Origin of the sequence: Pseudomonas sp. OE 28.3 (genome assembly GCF_014268205.2) — a bacterium.
Classification (GTDB): Bacteria; Pseudomonadota; Gammaproteobacteria; order Pseudomonadales; family Pseudomonadaceae; genus Aquipseudomonas; species Aquipseudomonas edaphica.
This window is the reverse complement of the sequence record NZ_CP077082.1, coordinates 5,060,988-5,076,222: the sequence shown is the minus strand read 5'-3', so window position 1 is coordinate 5,076,222 and position 15,235 is coordinate 5,060,988. Positions and strand designations below refer to the sequence as shown.

Annotated in this window: 12 protein-coding genes; 4 read left to right on the top strand and 8 right to left on the bottom strand. The window is 61.3% G+C overall.

All coding sequences use genetic code 11. The features are described from left to right. Nucleotides 1-15: 15 nt before the first annotated feature. Entirely contained in the window at nucleotides 16-996 is a 981-nt protein-coding gene (locus tag HU759_RS22640) for an OmpA family protein (protein ID WP_017134761.1), read from the top strand. Nucleotides 997-1,056: 60 nt separating this feature from the next. Here HU759_RS22640 and cobA read toward each other — a convergent pair whose 3' ends face one another. The 8 genes from cobA to HU759_RS22600 form a co-directional block, all read right to left on the bottom strand. Continuing rightward, on the bottom strand, nucleotides 1,057-1,800 hold the full coding sequence (gene cobA / locus HU759_RS22635) for a uroporphyrinogen-III C-methyltransferase (protein WP_099548799.1): 744 nt from the start codon (nucleotides 1,798-1,800) through the stop codon (nucleotides 1,057-1,059). Between the two features lie 10 nt (nucleotides 1,801-1,810). Then, nucleotides 1,811-4,519, bottom strand: coding sequence for a nitrate reductase (locus HU759_RS22630; protein WP_186617540.1), 2,709 nt, complete (start codon nucleotides 4,517-4,519; stop codon nucleotides 1,811-1,813). Then, nucleotides 4,519-4,836, bottom strand: a complete 318-nt coding sequence (nirD, locus tag HU759_RS22625; protein ID WP_017134764.1) for a nitrite reductase small subunit NirD — start codon at nucleotides 4,834-4,836, stop codon at nucleotides 4,519-4,521. The genes HU759_RS22630 and nirD overlap by 1 nt, the downstream gene beginning before the upstream one ends. Next, entirely contained in the window at nucleotides 4,833-7,286 is a 2,454-nt protein-coding gene (nirB, locus tag HU759_RS22620; protein WP_017134765.1) for a nitrite reductase large subunit NirB, read from the bottom strand. Before nirB ends, nirD begins: the two co-directional genes overlap by 4 nt. A 231-nt stretch (nucleotides 7,287-7,517) precedes the next feature. Continuing rightward, a complete protein-coding gene (locus tag HU759_RS22615) occupies nucleotides 7,518-9,188 on the bottom strand; it encodes a bifunctional protein-serine/threonine kinase/phosphatase (RefSeq protein ID WP_138451665.1) in 1,671 nt (556 codons plus the stop codon). Beyond that, the gene (locus HU759_RS22610; protein ID WP_058422064.1) at nucleotides 9,188-10,399 is read right to left on the bottom strand and encodes a nitrate/nitrite transporter; all 1,212 of its coding nucleotides are present in this window, start codon (nucleotides 10,397-10,399) and stop codon (nucleotides 9,188-9,190) included. Before HU759_RS22610 ends, HU759_RS22615 begins: the two co-directional genes overlap by 1 nt. Nucleotides 10,400-10,582: 183 nt before the next feature. Beyond that, nucleotides 10,583-11,158: an ANTAR domain-containing protein gene (locus HU759_RS22605; RefSeq protein ID WP_053257467.1), complete on the bottom strand. Its 576-nt coding sequence runs from the start codon at nucleotides 11,156-11,158 to the stop codon at nucleotides 10,583-10,585. Nucleotides 11,159-11,171: 13 nt separating this feature from the next. Then, nucleotides 11,172-12,398, bottom strand: coding sequence for a CmpA/NrtA family ABC transporter substrate-binding protein (locus tag HU759_RS22600; RefSeq protein ID WP_017134768.1), 1,227 nt, complete (start codon nucleotides 12,396-12,398; stop codon nucleotides 11,172-11,174). Nucleotides 12,399-12,686: 288 nt separating this feature from the next. Here HU759_RS22600 and sctC point away from each other — a divergent pair, with 288 nt between their 5' ends. The 3 genes from sctC to HU759_RS22585 all read left to right on the top strand — a co-directional run bounded on the left by sctC (nucleotide 12,687) and on the right by HU759_RS22585 (nucleotide 15,200). Beyond that, nucleotides 12,687-14,144, top strand: coding sequence for a type III secretion system outer membrane ring subunit SctC (gene sctC, locus HU759_RS22595; RefSeq protein ID WP_099548804.1), 1,458 nt, complete (start codon nucleotides 12,687-12,689; stop codon nucleotides 14,142-14,144). A gap of 206 nt (nucleotides 14,145-14,350) precedes the next feature. After that, complete coding sequence (locus HU759_RS22590; RefSeq protein WP_017134770.1) at nucleotides 14,351-14,752, top strand: winged helix-turn-helix domain-containing protein; 402 nt, start codon at nucleotides 14,351-14,353, stop codon at nucleotides 14,750-14,752. Continuing rightward, nucleotides 14,745-15,200, top strand: coding sequence for a transglycosylase SLT domain-containing protein (locus HU759_RS22585; protein ID WP_099548806.1), 456 nt, complete (start codon nucleotides 14,745-14,747; stop codon nucleotides 15,198-15,200). Before HU759_RS22590 ends, HU759_RS22585 begins: the two co-directional genes overlap by 8 nt. The last annotated feature ends 35 nt before the right edge of the window (nucleotides 15,201-15,235 follow it).

Below are 15,235 nucleotides of genomic sequence, written 5' to 3'. Positions count from 1 at the left end.
ATGGGGATTTAACGGATGAAACTGAAAAACACCTTGGGCTTTGCCATTGGTTCTATTATTGCCGCTACTTCTTTCGGCGCACTGGCACAAGGCCAAGGCGCAGTTGAAGGCGAGCTGTTCTACAAGAAGCAGTACAACGATAGCGTTAAGCACATCGAAGACGGCTTCAACCCAGGCGCTCGCATTGGTTACTTCCTGACCGACGACCTGTCGTTGAACCTGTCCTACGACAAAACCAACCACACCCGTTCGAACGACGGTACTGGCAGCCAGAAGATCGGTGGCGACACTAGCAGCCTGACTGCTCAGTACCACTTCGGCCAGGCTGGCGTTGACAGCCTGCGTCCATACGTAGAAGGCGGTTTCGGCCACCAAAGCCGTGGCAACGTCAAAGCTGACGGCCACAGCGGTCGCGACCAGTCCACCCTGGCTATCGCCGGCGCTGGCGTGAAGTACTACTTCACCAACAACGTGTACGCTCGTGCCGGTGTTGAAGCTGACTACGCACTGGACAACGGCAAGTGGGACTACTCCGCACTGGTCGGCCTGGGTGTGAACTTCGGCGGTAACGCTGGCGCAGCTGCTCCAGCTCCTACCCCAGCACCAGCTCCAGAGCCAACTCCAGAGCCAGAAGCTCCAGTTGCTCAGGTTGTTCGTGTTGAGCTGGACGTTAAGTTCGACTTCGACAAGTCGGTTGTTAAGCCTAACAGCTACGGCGACGTGAAAAACCTGGCCGACTTCATGGCTCAGTACCCAGCTACCAACGTAGAAGTTGCTGGTCACACTGACTCCATCGGTCCAGACGCCTACAACCAGAAGCTGTCCCAGCGTCGTGCTGACGCTGTTAAGCAAGTCCTGGTTAAAGACGGCGTTGCTCCTAGCCGCATCACCGCGGTAGGTTACGGCGAATCCCGCCCAGTTGCTGACAACGCAACTGAAGCTGGTCGCGCTGTTAACCGTCGCGTAGAAGCGTCGGTTGAAGCTCAAGCTCAGTAATTACTGAGTGGTAGAAAAAAGCCCGGCTTAGGCCGGGCTTTTTTTTGCCTGAAATTTACCTCAGGCGCTGGCTGACACAGTAATAGAGGCGGCTTGCCCTGCGCCAGCAACACTGCCGATCACCAGGATTGCAGGGCTTTTCAGAGCAAATACCTGTGCATCGGTATGCATGTGCGCCAGAGTGCTGCGGCACTCGCGTTGCTGAGGCAATGATGCGTTCTCGATCATCGCCACCGGCGTATCCGCTGCCATTGCGCCCTCCAGCAATTGCTGACGAATCTCCTCCAGCTTCGCCACGCCCATATACACCACCAATGTCGTACCGCCCTCGGCCAAGGCACGCCAGTTCAGGCTGCTGTCGTCCTGGGTATGCGCCGTGACCAGCGTCACACCGCGGCTGACCCCGCGCAGCGTCAGGGGAATATCGCAGTTCGTTGCACCTGCCAGGCCCGCGGTAATCCCGTTGACCAATTCCACCTCAACCCCGCGTTCACGCAACCACAGCGCTTCTTCGCCGCCCCGGCCGAAAATACACGGGTCGCCGCCCTTAAGTCGCACCACGCATTTGCCTTGGCGCGCATAGCGCAGCATCAGGCGGTGGATAAAATCCTGGGGTGTCGAACGGCAGCCGCCGCGCTTGCCCACGGTTATCACCCGAGCGTCCGGGCAGTGCTCCAGCACCCTCGGGTTGACCAAATCATCGATCAGCACCACATCGGCTGCGTGCAGGGCGCGTACCGCCTTGAGGGTTAACAACTCCGGATCACCGGGGCCTGCGCCTACCAGCCAGACTTTTGCGCTCATGTTTATCCCCTCACACACTGATTGCGATTGGCAGCGACGTGCTGGCCAAAAGACGTTTGATTTCCGGTACACAAGAGCCGCACTGCGTGCCGCAGTCCAGTTCCTGCTTAAGCCCGTCCAGGTCCAGGCCACGGCCGATACCGGCGCATACCGCGCTTTCACTGACGTTCTTGCAGTTGCACAAAATTTTACTGCTGGCTGCCGCGCCGCCCGGTGGTGCACTGAGTGGCGCCAGCAGCCAGCGCCGTAGTTGATCGTCGGCACGGCCTTCCAGCCACAAACGCTGCAACCAATGCCGTGCCAGGGTTTCGCCGGCCAGGCGCAGCGCGGTGATGCGGCCTTTTTCGATTTTTACCCGCTTGCCAATCGAACGCCGCGGATCGTCATAGGCCATGACCGGACCGTCATTGAGGCCCAGCAGTTCGTCGATACGGGTTAACAGTTGCAAGTCGGGCGCCTCGGTATGGGCTGCGCGCACCAGAAGAGCCGGCCGTTCACGCCCGGTCAGGCTCAAGCTGACGTAGGCAAAGCCCTCACACAGCGGGCGTAGGGCGTCAAAGTGTTGCTGCACATTTCCCTCGATCAGCGCGAACAGCTGCCACGGCAGTTGCACTGGCTCCAGGCGCACGCCGCTGTGTTTGAGTTCGGGCTGTTTTGACAAGGGGTCGAACGCCGGCTGGGTAAGGGCATTAACACCGCCCTTGAGAAAGCGATCACCCCAATGCATCGGCAGGAATGCCTGGCCCGGGCGCACGCTGTCATCGCTGCTGACGGCGATAATCACGCTGCCACGACGGCTTTTCAGGCTGACCAGATCGCCCTCTTTGAAACGGTGCCGACGCAGCTCATCCGGGTGCAGGCTCAGCAGTGCTTCATTGACGTGCCCGAACAACTGCGCGGCTGTGCCGGTGCGGCTCATGCCGTGCCATTGATCGCGCAGGCGCCCGGTGATCAGGGTCAGTGGGAAGCGCGCGTCACGTTGTTCTTTGGCGGCGCGGTAAGGGTCGGCGATAAAGTGCGCGCGGCCGCTGTCTGTCGGGAACACACCCTCGGTGTACAGGCGCGGCGTGCCCGCTTGTGCGCCCACGGGAAATGGCCATTGCTGCGGGCCGAGCTGATCGAGCAGAGCATGGCTGATTCCCGACAGGTCAAGGTCGCGGTTACGGGTCAACATCTTGTACTCATCAAAGATCTGCGCCGGTTGCTCGAAGGCGAACAAACTCGGCAACCCCGGACGCAAGCGTTGCTCAAGGCGCTGTGCGAAATCCACGGTAATCGCCCAGTCCGGCCGTGCTTCCCCGGGTGGGTCGATGGCGCGGCGTACGTGGGAAATCCGCCGTTCGGAATTGGTCACCGTGCCTTCTTTCTCGCCCCAACTGGCGGCGGGTAACAGCAGGTCGGCGTAGGCGGCGGTTTCGGTGGTGCGAAAAGCCTCCTGCAACACCACGAACGGGCAGGCCGCTAATGCCGCACGCACGCTGTTCTGGTCCGGCAAGGATTGCGCGGGGTTGGTACAGGCAATCCACACGGCCTTGATCTTGCCGGCCTGGATCTGTTCGAACAGTTCGATAGCCGTCAGCCCGGTAGGCGCCGGCAACGATTCAACGCCCCAATAGGCCGCGACTTCAGCCCTGTGCTCAGGGTTGGCCGCCTCGCGATGCCCCGGCAACAGGTTCGACAAACTGCCGGTTTCGCGCCCGCCCATGGCATTTGGCTGGCCGGTCAGGGAAAACGGCCCGCAACCCGGCCGACCGATAGTGCCGGTGGCCAGGTGCAGGTTGATCAGCGCACTGTTTTTGGCGCTGCCGGCGGTGGACTGGTTGAGCCCCATGCACCACAGCGAGAGAAAACTGCCGGAGGTGCCGACCCACTCTGCACACACGCGCAACTGCTCGACGCTGATGCCGCACAACTGCGTGACCATCTGCGGCGTGTAGTCATGCACCAGTCGTTTCAACTCGAGCAACCCATCGGTATGCGCTTGGATAAAGTCGCGGTCGATCCAGTCTTCCCACAGCAACAGGTGCAAGATCCCATGGAACAGCGCCACATCGGTGCCCGGCAGGATCGCCAGGTGCAGGTCGGCCAAATCGCAAGTGTCTGTGCGCCGTGGGTCGATCACCAGCACTTTCATCTGCGGGCGCCGCGCCTTGGCTTCCTCAAGACGTCGGAACAATACCGGATGGGCGTAGGCCATGTTGCTGCCGACGATCATCACGCAATCACTTGCCTCCAGGTCTTCATAGCTGCACGGCGGCGCATCGGCGCCCAGGCTGCGCTTGTAGCCGACCACTGCCGAAGACATGCACAGCCGCGAATTGCTATCGATATTGTTGGTGCCCACCAGCGCGCGGGCCAGCTTGTTGAAGCTGTAGTAGTCCTCGGTCAGCAACTGGCCAGAGATGTAAAACGCCACGCTGTCCGGTCCATGTTCGGCAAGGGTGTCGGCGAACACGTTGGCCGCGTGGTCCAGGGCGGTGTCCCAGTCGGTGCGGGCGCGGGACAGGCCTTTGCCCAGGCGCAGTTCCGGGTACAAGGCACGGGCGGTCAGGTCGCCGGTCAGGTGCAGGCTCGAACCCTTGCTGCACAACTTGCCGAAGTTGGCCGGGTGGTTCGGGTCGCCTTGCATACCCAGGATCTGCACCCCGTCATGCTCGATCAGCACGCCGCAACCCACGCCGCAGTAACAGCAGGTGGACGCGGTGGTCTGGCGGTTCATCAACCGGCGTCCCGCAGGGCCAGCATCACCCGGCCGTTTTCTACGCGGGCGGGGTGATGATGGGCGCAGCCGATGTCCGGCGCCTGGGCTTCACCCGACGCCAGGTCGATCTGCCAATTGTGCAGCGGGCAGGCCACGCGCTTGCCGTAGATCAAGCCTTGGGACAGCGGCCCGCCTTTGTGTGGGCAGCGGTCATCAAGAGCGAAAACCTCATCGTCACTGGTACGAAAAATCGCAATATCGCCTTTTGGCCCATTGATGATGCGCGAGCCCAGGGCGTTGATTTCATCGAGGGCGCAGATATCCAGCCAGTTCATGCCGACACCTCCAGCTGTTTGACGGGGATGACCTCGAATTCCTTTTTCAGCAGCGGCTGTTCCAGGCGTTCTTTCCACGGGTCTTGTTCGAATGACAGCGAGAATTGCAGGCGCTCGTTGAGGGCCTGGCGCCGGGCCGGGTCTTCCAGAACGGCTTTCTTGATGTGCTCCATGCCTACCCGTTGCAGGTAATGCACGGTGCGCTCGAGGTAGAAAGCCTCTTCGCGATACAGCTGCAGGAACGCGCCGTTGTATTCACGCACCTCTTCGGCAGTTTTCAGCTTGACGAAAAACTCCGCGACTTCGGTCTTGATCCCGCCGTTGCCGCCGATGTACATCTCCCAGCCGGAGTCGACGCCGATAATGCCGACGTCCTTGATGCCCGCTTCCGAGCAGTTGCGTGGGCAACCGGACACCGCCAGCTTGACCTTGTGCGGCGACCACATATTGAACAGGTCGTGCTCCAACTCGATACCCAACTGCGTGGAGTTCTGCGTGCCGAAGCGGCAGAACTCGCTGCCCACGCAAGTCTTCACGGTGCGGATGGATTTGCCGTAAGCGTGGCCGGAGGGCATGTCGAGGTCCTTCCACACACCGGGCAAATCCTGTTTCTTGATGCCCAGCAGGTCGATACGCTGGCCACCGGTGACCTTGACCATTGGCACGTTGTACTTGTCGGCCACATCGGCAATGCGCCGCAACTCCGACGGATTGGTCACGCCGCCCCACATCCGTGGGACTACGGAGTAGGTGCCGTCTTTCTGAATATTGGCGTGGGCGCGTTCGTTGATCAGGCGCGATTGCGGGTCGTCCTTGGCCTCGCCGGGCCAGGTGGAGATCAGGTAATAGTTCAGGGCCGGGCGGCAGGTCGCGCAGCCGTTGGGGGTGCGCCAGTTCAGGTAGCTCATGGTGCCGGCGATGGTCAGCAGGTGCTGGTCGCGGATCGCCTGGCGGATTTGCCCATGGTTGAGGTCGCTGCAGCCGCAGATGGCTTTTTCGCTTTTGGGTTTGACGTCGGCGGCGCCGCCCACGGTGTTGATCAGGATCTGTTCCACCAGCCCGGCGCAGGATCCGCAGGAGCTGGCGGCTTTGGTGTGCTTCTTCACATCGTCAACGCTGAACAGCCCGTGTTCCTGAATCGCCTTGACGATGGTGCCTTTGCACACGCCGTTGCAGCCGCAGACTTCAGCGTTGTCTGCCATGCTCATGGCTTTGTCCTGGCCTTGGTGGCCGACATCGCCTAAAGCATTTTCGCCAAACATCAGGTGATCACGAATCTCGCCAATCGCGTGGTTCTCACGGATCTGGCGGAAATACCAACCACCGTCGGCGGTATCGCCGTACAGGCACGCGCCAACCAGGATGTCGTCCTTGATCACCAGCTTCTTGTACACGCCGCCAATCGGGTCGGAGAGGGTGATGGTCTCAGTGCCTTCGCCACCCATGAAATCCCCGGCGGAAAACAGGTCGATACCGGTGACCTTCAGCTTGGTCGAGGTCACCGAGCCTTTGTAAGTGGCAAAGCCCAACTGGGCCAGGTGATTGGCGCAGACCTTGGCCTGTTCGAACAGCGGCGCCACCAGGCCGTAGGCGATCCCACGGTGGCTGGCGCACTCGCCGATGGCATAGATGCGCGGGTCGTAGGTTTGCAGAGTGTCATTGACCAGAATCCCTCGGTTGCAGGGGATGCCGGATTTCTCTGCCAGTTCGGTGTTGGGGCGGATGCCGGCGGCCATCACCACCAAGTCGGCGGGGATGATGTCGCCATTCTTGAACTGCACCGAGCCGACACGACCATTGCCGGCGTCGTGCAGGGCCTGGGTTTGCTCGCACAGGCGAAACACCAGGCCACGGCTTTCCAGTTCGGTTTGCAGCAACTGGCCGCTGGTCTTGTCCAGCTGGCGTTCCAGCAGCCATTCGCCGATGTGCACCACGGTCACGTGCATGCCGCGCAACATCAGGCCGTTGGCGGCTTCCAGGCCGAGTAGGCCGCCGCCGATGACCACCGCGTGCTTGTGGGTCCTGGCGGTGTCGATCATGGCCTGGGTGTCGGCGATGTCGCGGTAGCCGATCACACCCTGCAAGGTATTGCCGGGGATTGGCAGGATAAAAGGCGTCGAGCCGGTGGCAATCAACAGACGATCGTACTCGGCCTCGCTGCCGTCCTCAGCGATGACGATGCGTCTTACACGGTCGATCTGCACCACTTTGCGGTTGAGCAACAGCTTGATGTGGTTGTCCAGGTACCAGTCGAGGTCGTTGAGCACGATCTCTTCGAAGGTCTGCTCGCCGGCCAGCACCGGTGACAGCAGGATGCGGTTGTAGTTGGTGTGGGGCTCGGCGCCGAACACCGTGATGTCGTACAGGTCGCTGCTCAGCTTGAGCAATTCTTCAAGGGTGCGAACCCCGGCCATGCCGTTGCCGATCATCACCAGTTTGAGTTTTTTCATGTCGTTCTCCGCAATGGCTCGACAAATCGTGCGCAAACAAAAAAGGCGCCCCCACCAGTTACCTGGCGAGGACACCTTTGTCCGGTCCCGTTCTCTCGGGAAGCTCAACCCTTCGGCGTTGAAGGGGCGGCTATATGTGAGTTGTTGATGAAGCTAATGCAGCGGTTGTGCCAAGTCGCCGGACGCCCGTTTTATTGGGATTCCCATCGATATTGCGTGGAAATTCGCCCCCTAGTGGTGCAGCAGCCAGTACAGCAGCACCAAATTGACCAGCAGCGAGACGGTCGCCAGGGTTTGCCAGACCTTGAGCGGCTCGCGCTCCAGCAACGGTTTGGGTCGTACGCTCAATTCACGGCGGTCGGCCTGTTCCAGCACCAGCAACCATTCCTCGGCGGTTTCATAACGTTCTGCGGGCTGTGCGGCCACAGCGCGTTCCAGGCTCAACGGCAACCAGTCCGGTAAATCGGGGCGGTAACGACTGGCGCTGACGGGCTGGGTGAAACGTGGCCGCTGGAAAGCTTCGATTTCACCGTAGGGGTAATGCCCGGTCAGCAGGTAATAGAGCGTGACACCGATACTGTATAAATCCTGTTGCGGCGTAGGACGTTCGCCACTGAAGGCTTCGGGCGCGATAAAACTTGGGGTGCCGGGCAGCAAATGGGCGCGGTCCTCGGAAAGCCCCGGGCAGTAGGCCAGGCCGAAATCCAGCACGCGTAATTCGCCATCATCGCCCAGCAGCAGGTTTTCCGGCTTGATGTCACGGTGCAGGATCTGCCGTCGATGCAGAAGGCCCACTGCCCGCAGCAAACGCTCGGCAATGGACTGCCATTGCGCCAAGGGCAGCGGGCCTTGTTGCTGGAACAGCTGCGCGAGGGTCTGCCCCGAATATTCACGCATCACGTAGTACAAATGCTGACGCCCACTGGCCGCATGCACTTCAGGAAACGCGCGCCCGGCCACTCGTCGCAGAAACCATTCTTCCGACAGCAAGGCTTGGCCGGCGTCGTTGTCATCGTCGCGGTTGAGCGGCAAGGTTTTCAACAGCCAAGCTTGTTGCTGGGCATCGCGCACGCGGTACAGCAATGACTGTCGGCTTTGCGCCAGCAGGCTTTCAACCTGCCAGCCTTCAAAGCGTTGCCCGGCCTTCAGGGGCGGTGGCAGCGGCCATTGCTGCAACTGCACCAGCGCATCGCCCAGGGTCGCGGCGCCTAGCTGGTCGATACGCACCAGCAGCGCGCTGGCATTGTCCTGGCTGGCGGCCAGGTGTGCGGCACTGACGAGCGTGTTCACCGCCACATCGAGATTGGTTTGTTCGCGCAGGATCGCGCTGATGCTGTGGTCGCCCAACGTGGCCCACACGCCATCGCTGAGCAGCAGGAAGCACTCGCCTTCGCGCAGTTCACCGTCGAGAAAGTCCAGCACCAGGTGCTGATCCAGGCCGAGGGCGCGCTTGAGCACATGCTGCATGCCCGGTTGTTCCCACACATGGTCTTGCGTGATGCGCTGCAACTCGCCGTCCAGCCAGCGATACACCCGGCAATCCCCCACATGCGCCAGGGTGAAGCGTTGGCCGCGAAATACCAGGGCGCTGAGGGTGGTCAGCAGCGGCTGGCCACCGCCGTTGGCCTGCAACCAGCGGTTCTGTGCCAGTAACAGTCGCTCCAGTGCCTGGGCCACGCCCCAGGTTTGCGGCGTGGCGTAGTAGTCCAGGGCCAGCGCCTGCAAGGTTGAACGGGCGGCCAGGCCACCGTCGGCGCATTGGCTGACGCCATCGGCGATGGCGCACAGGTAACCCTTGCTTGCGGCCAGTTCCGGCATGGGCGTGACCACCCGCAGGGCGTCCTGGTTTTCTGCCCGCGGGCCGATGGCGCTGGCCTGGGCGACGCTCAGTTGCAGGCTCATCAGACGCGTGCGGCGGTCACGGCGGCCGAGCCCCACGTGGTTCTCCAGCGACGCTTGACGCCGTGCAGGCCGAACCAGGCCAACACGCCAAGGCTGGCAAATAACCACAAGGCCAGCTGATAACTGCCGGTGCTCTGTTTGATCGCGCCCATGCCTGCCGCCAGGGCAAAGCCGCCAATGCCGCCCGCCATGCCGATCAGGCCGGTCATCACGCCTATTTCGCGGCGAAAACGCTGGGGCACCAGTTGGAACACCGCGCCATTACCTGCACCGAGGCCGAGCATGGTGCAGACGAAAAGCGCCAGTGCGGCGTAGGAACTTGGCAGGTTGAAACCCACGGCGGCGATGCAAATCGCTGCCACGCCGTACATGCCGAGCAGGGTGCGAATCCCACCGAAGCGGTCGGCCAGCGCGCCGCCCAATGGGCGCATCAAGCTGCCGCCAAACACACAGGCGGCGGTGTAGTAGCCGGCGGTCACCGGGCTCAGGCCGTACTGGTCGTTGAAGTAGCCGGGCAGGGCGCTGGCCAGGCCGATAAAGCCGCCGAACGTCACGCTGTAGAAGAACATGAACCACCAGCTGTCGCGGTCGCCCAGGGCTTTGAAATAGTCGGCCATGGACTTGGCTTTCGGGCGCTCGGGCGCATTGCGCGCGAGCCACGCGAACACGATCAGTGTCAGCACCAGCGGGATCAGCGCGAAGCCGAACACATTGCTCCAGCCAAATGCGGCGGCCAGTACCGGCGCCAGCAAGGCGGCAAACACGGTGCCGGAGTTGCCGGCGCCGGCGATACCCATGGCCTTGCCTTGGTGCTCAGCCGGATACCACTGGGAGGCCAAGGGCAGGGCGACTGCAAAGGATGCACCGGCCATGCCCAGGAACACGCCCAGCAACAGCGCTTGCTCGTAGCTATGGATGCCGAGTTTCCAGGCGCCGAACAGGGCGGCGATCACAATCACCTGGCCGATCAGCCCGGCGGTCTTGGGTGACAGCTTGTCGGCCAGCATGCCCATCAAAAAGCGCAGCACCGCGCCTGCCAGGATTGGCGTGGCCACCACCAGGCCGCGTTGCTGGGTGGTCAGGTGCAGGTCGGCGGCAATCTGCACCGCCAGTGGCCCCAGCAGGTACCAGACCATGAAGCTCAGGTCGAAATACAGGAACGCGGCAAACAGGGTCGGGGTGTGCCCGGATTTCCAGAAGCTTGATTTCATCACGCACCTCAACGGTTGGGGGTCTTGTCAGAAGGCCTGTTGGCCCCAATCGCCGGGGCCAAAACGAAAAAAAACGCCGCCATCGAGTTCGCGAGTGCAAACCGGATGGGCGACGTCTTTGTCGTAGAAGGGGCAACCGCCGTTGGCTACCTGTAATAAGTGCTTAGCAAGAGCTGCGCCAGTTCAGCCGAGCAGCTCACTCATGGCGATGATCTGCTCGGCCACCTGGATCAATTTCTGCTGGCGGCTCATGGCCTGGCGGCGCATCAGGGTGTAGGCCTCTTCCTCATTGCAGTGCTTCATTTTCATCAGCATGCCCTTGGCCAACTCGATGCGCTTGCGCTCGGCCAACTGTTGGTCACGGGCCTGGAGCTGGGCGCGCAAGGCCTGGTCGCTTTCAAAGCGGGCCATGGCCACATCGAGAATCGGCTGCAGGCGCTGGGCCTGAATGCCTTCGACGATGTAGGCGCTGACCCCGGACTTGATCGCCTGGCGCATCACGTTCGGGTCGTGCTCATCGGTGAACATCACGATTGGTCGCGGCTGGTCGCGGCTGACCAGCACCACTTGCTCCATCACATCGCGACCGGGTGACTCAGTATCGATCAGGATCACGTCCGGGCGCACCGTTTCGACGCGCGCCGGCAAGTCGATGGTCAAGCCGGACTCATCGATCACCTCGAAACCGGCCTCGGTCAAAGCGGCTTTGAGGCGCCCGACCTTGCGCGGGGTGTCGTTGATCAACAGGATTCGTAACATAGTCGTGGTCCTGTCAGCGCAGTGCCTGGCGGCTGGTAAGGTCCGCCAGGGCATGCAGGCGGAAGCTGCGGGCGTAGGCGGCGGGGTCGGAGCCGTCCCAGATCTTGCCGTCGATCAACAGGCTGCTGCGCATGTCTTGGGCGTTGGCCGGGACGCCAACGGCAGTCGCGGCCTGGCGATACAGGTCCAGTTGCTGCACCTGGCGAGCCACGCCCAGGTAGTCCGGGTCTTCGCGCAGCAGGCCCCAACGTCGAAACTGGGTCATGAACCACATGCCATCGCAGAGGTACGGCAGGTTCACCTCGCCATCAGCAAAAAAGCGCAGGGCGTGCGGGTCTTGCCACTGGTTGCCGAGGCCGTCGTCATAAGCCCCCAGCAAGCGGGGTTCGATGCAGTCGAGCGGGGCATCGAGGTACTCGCGAGCGCTGAGCAGTTGTGCGGTAGAGCGGCGGTTTTCCTGGCTTTGTTCGATAAAACGGCTGGCCTCGAGGATCGCCATAACCAGTACGCGGGCGGTGTTTGGGTATTGATCGACGAACGCCTGGGTGCAGCCGAGCACTTTTTCTGGGTGGTTTGGCCAGATCGACTGGGTAGTGGCCAGGGTGAACCCCTGGTTTTGCTTGACCGCGCTGGCGCACCAGGGCTCACCGACACAAAAACCGTCGATGCGCCCGGCTTGCAGGTGCGCGATCATCTGCGGTGGCGGCACCACCACACTGTCTACATCTTGCAACGGGTGAATGCCTTGGCTCGCCAGCCAGTAATACAGCCACATGGCGTGGGTGCCTGTGGGAAATGTCTGGGCGAACGTCAGCTTTGTTCGGCTTTGGTGCACGTGGCGGTCGAGTGCCTCAGGAGTGGTCACGCCCTGCTGTTGCAGGCCGTGGGACAGGTTGATGCTCTGGCCGTTCTGGTTGAGCCCCATCAGTACCGCCATGTCGGTGGGCGCCACGCCGCCAATGCCCAGGTGTACGGCATAGATCAACCCGTACAGGCTGTGGGCGGCGTCCAGTTCACCGCTGACCAGTTTGTCGCGCAGGCTGGCCCAGGAGGATTGGCGCTTGAGGTTCAGCGTCAGGCCGTAGGGTTGGGCAAATCCCTGGGTGGCGGCGACCACCAATGAAGCGCAGTCGGTGAGTGCCATGAAACCCAGGTCCAGGCTGCTCTTTTCCGGGGCGTCACTGCCGTTGACCCACGCCAGTGGGGTGTTCACCGGGCTGTTGCCGACCGAGTCGTTCATCAACACCTACCTTTTCTGTCAAAAAAAAAGCATCGCTCCTTCGCATGGCAGTACAAGCCATTGCCGGGTAACGACGCCTTTGTCTGTAAGCCTGCTCCGACGTTGGCGCGGGCTCTGATGCAGAGTCCGTAGCAAGGCACATGCCACGGGCAGGCGGATGGAGCCTGCCGTCACCTTTCCATCAAGATTGAAACTCGAGTGCCTTTCAGTATGGCCGCTTCTTTGCGCCCGACTGCCAGGAACACCCAAGTTGCCTATCGATTCACCGACCCTGATGAGCTATCACCGATGAGCTCTCCCTGGCTATGCCGCTGGCTGCTGTGCGGTGCGTTGCTGTGGGCCAATGCCTGCGCCTGGGGCGCAAGCTACGAAGCCCGGGATGAAAGCCTGCATACCTTTTTCAGTGCGTTGTCGCATTCTTTGGGGGTGCCCGTCGTTGTCAGCCGCGAAGCGGCGCGTAAACGCATTTGCGGCACCTTCGATCTGGAGGCTGCGCAGCAGACCCTCGCGACCGTCGCCGAGCAGCAGGGCCTGATCTGGTACAGCGACGGGCAGGTGCTTTACCTGTATGACGCCAGCGAAGCAAAAAGCTCGGCGGTTGCGCTGCGGCACATTCCGGTCGACAGGTTGCGCGGGTTCATGCGCCGTTCGGGGCTTGATGAATCACGTTATCCGCTCAGAGAGAGCGGCGCGCGCACGTTCTATGTGTCCGGGCCACCTAATTATGTGAACCAGGTGTTGCACCTGGCCCAACTGATGGACAGGCCGCGCACCGAAGTGCGTGTCGGTAAACAGGCCTTCGGTGTGGTGCAGGTATTCAACACCCATGTGGCAGACCGTCAGTACGTCATGGGTGACGACAAGGTCAATGTACCGGGCATGGCCACGATGATCGAGAACCTGCTGGCTATCGAGCAGAAGGATGCCAGGCAGCGCCCTCCGGGTTTGCTGGCTGACAAGAGCCTGTTGGTGATGGCCTACCCGGACTCCAACAGCTTGCTGATCAAGGGCAAGCCTGATCAGGTCAAGGTGATAGAGGAACTGGTGGCGGAGTTGGACAAGCCCAAGCGACCAATCGAAGTGTCGCTGTGGCAGATCGATGTAGACCGTAGAGAACTCGACAAGATGGGCGTGGCCTGGGCTCAGGAAACCGGCACCGGAGCCTCCGTGACGCGGGTGCTGGAGCCCTTGGATGACAGCCGTTTGATGGCACAGCTCGGTGTTCTTGAGCGGCGACGCAAAGCCAGGATCACCGCGTTCCCCGTGCTGCTTACCCAAGAGAATGTTCCAGCGGTTTTCCAGGACAAGCATACTTTTTACCTGCCCAAGCCTGGTGCTGACAGCGGCAAGTGGGAGCCCGTTGGGTATGGCACCGAAGCCAGCGTGCTACCACGCTTTGCGGCAGCGAATCAGATTGAAATGCAGCTGACCCTTGAGGATGGCCGTCAACTGGACAGCAAACTCGAGCCAGGCTCGGTAGGGGCAGTAGGGCGGGTGGGAATCAACACGGTGGTGCGCGTGCCTCAGGGCAAGCGACTGTGGCTGGGCGCGTTTGAGCGTGAGGGCGGCGTGGGTTCCGGTCGGCGCGCCGAGGTACGGCTGTTTGTGATCCAGGCCCGGGCGGTTGGCGCAGAGCCGCGGATGCTGGCGGGTGCTATCGGGCCGCCGCCGCTGACGCAAAGTCAATATGAGCGTGTGCAACGCGCATTTGTGCGCGAAAACCGCGAAACCTCTGACATCCAATAACTTTCTGAACGCCTATCAACGCTTTCCTGAGTGTTTTTTGCCGGTAATGGCGAAAAGTCCTACGCGATACGCACACAAAGCTTCGATTACATGGGTTTTTCCCTAACGTTGTTCAGGGGCCGACTTTCTATAGTCGCGGGGTTGGCGTATCGACCGTTTCTGGAAACAAGGTAATCAATGTCAGTAGATCAGGTACAGAGGTGAATATGACCCTCGCGAATGAAGAACTGGCAGCCTCGTGGTTTTTTGCCGGATGGACCTTGCATGTTGATGGCCGGTTAACGGGTGAGGGTGTGGATATTCAGCTGCCACCCAAGGAGTGGCAGGTGCTGCGGTTGCTGTTGGCATCCGGTGGTGTGCTGATGACCAAGGACCGTTTACTCGAGCAGGCCTGGTCCCGTGGCGAGGTTGCGGAAGAGTCGCTCACCCGTTGTATCTATGAATTGCGCAAGCACTTGAGAGAAGACAAAGGCTTTATCAAGACGATCTATGGCAGGGGGTATCGCTTTACCTGTGCTGTCACCGTTCGGCAACACACCCAACGGCTGCCCGGGCAGGCGTGTGTGCCTCGCATCTGTTCGGCCTGTGGCCAGGTGAACCATGATTAAGCGTTTGCGCAAAGGCTTGCTGCTGTGCCTGCTGATGGGCAGCTACCCGGCCTGGGCCAGTTGTTGGGAGGAAGTCGCCGGCCGGTATGACATTGAGCCGGAGCTGTTGAAAGCCATTGCTGTGGTGGAGTCGGGCGCACGCGCGGGCGCGATGAACCCGGGTAATAGCGATGGTTCGCGAGACATTGGCCTGATGCAGATCAACAGCATGCACTTGCCTCGTCTGGCCAAGCAGGGGATTACCGAGGAAAGGTTGCTGACTGAGCCGTGTTTATCGATCGAGGTGGGGGCTTCGATCCTGGCCGACTTCATCCAGCGCTTCGGTTACAACTGGACAGCCGTGGGGTCCTATAATGCCGGGCCGGCACCCGAGCGTGAGGCATTACGCCTGCGTTATGCAGAAAAAATCTGGGCGCAGTATGAAGCGTTGGTTGCACATCGCCAGTGACGAATGGACGGCACGCCTCGCACCCGGCGTGCCAC

Excerpts from the sequence above, each read along its gene's own strand:
- nirD (WP_017134764.1), bottom strand. The coding sequence starts at position 4,836 with ATGAACTGGCTGGATATCTGCGCCCTCGATGAAATCAACGCCCTGGGC.
- nirB (WP_017134765.1), bottom strand. The coding sequence starts at position 7,286 with ATGAAAAAACTCAAACTGGTGATGATCGGCAACGGCATGGCCGGGGTT.
- HU759_RS22630 (WP_186617540.1), bottom strand. The coding sequence starts at position 4,519 with ATGAACCGCCAGACCACCGCGTCCACCTGCTGTTACTGCGGCGTGGGT.
- cobA (WP_099548799.1), bottom strand. The coding sequence starts at position 1,800 with ATGAGCGCAAAAGTCTGGCTGGTAGGCGCAGGCCCCGGTGATCCGGAG.
- HU759_RS22615 (WP_138451665.1), bottom strand. The coding sequence starts at position 9,188 with ATGAGCCTGCAACTGAGCGTCGCCCAGGCCAGCGCCATCGGCCCGCGG.
- HU759_RS22590 (WP_017134770.1), top strand. The coding sequence starts at position 14,351 with ATGACCCTCGCGAATGAAGAACTGGCAGCCTCGTGGTTTTTTGCCGGA.
- HU759_RS22600 (WP_017134768.1), bottom strand. The coding sequence starts at position 12,398 with ATGAACGACTCGGTCGGCAACAGCCCGGTGAACACCCCACTGGCGTGG.
- HU759_RS22585 (WP_099548806.1), top strand. The coding sequence starts at position 14,745 with ATGATTAAGCGTTTGCGCAAAGGCTTGCTGCTGTGCCTGCTGATGGGC.
- HU759_RS22605 (WP_053257467.1), bottom strand. The coding sequence starts at position 11,158 with ATGTTACGAATCCTGTTGATCAACGACACCCCGCGCAAGGTCGGGCGC.
- HU759_RS22640 (WP_017134761.1), top strand. The coding sequence starts at position 16 with ATGAAACTGAAAAACACCTTGGGCTTTGCCATTGGTTCTATTATTGCC.
- sctC (WP_099548804.1), top strand. The coding sequence starts at position 12,687 with ATGAGCTCTCCCTGGCTATGCCGCTGGCTGCTGTGCGGTGCGTTGCTG.
- HU759_RS22610 (WP_058422064.1), bottom strand. The coding sequence starts at position 10,399 with ATGAAATCAAGCTTCTGGAAATCCGGGCACACCCCGACCCTGTTTGCC.